Source organism: Pseudoalteromonas aliena, assembly GCF_038155085.1.
Taxonomy (GTDB): domain Bacteria; phylum Pseudomonadota; class Gammaproteobacteria; order Enterobacterales; family Alteromonadaceae; genus Pseudoalteromonas; species Pseudoalteromonas aliena_A.
Genome location: NZ_JBAKAU010000332.1, coordinates 1 through 206 on the forward strand (window position 1 = coordinate 1; position 206 = coordinate 206).

Annotated in this window: 1 pseudogene; it reads right to left on the bottom strand. The window is 34.0% G+C overall.

The features are described from left to right. Positions 1-206 (bottom strand): annotated as a pseudogene (locus tag V6260_RS19620) (hypothetical protein); the annotation flags it as partial.

Here is a 206-nt window from a genome sequence, read left to right on the forward strand (position 1 = left end):
TGATGATATTCACCACTAAAAATATCGATAGTGTTTACGTTACAGTGATCAGAGCATTGTGTAATATATTGCTCGGCGCATTGTATATAGTTGCTGTGCTTAATTGGTAATTTAAAGTGCTGGGCAGCAAATAAGGCAATGATAGGCTTTATTTCTAGCGTGTTAAATGTATTTATGGTGTTTATGTTAGGCGTATTACTATGTAA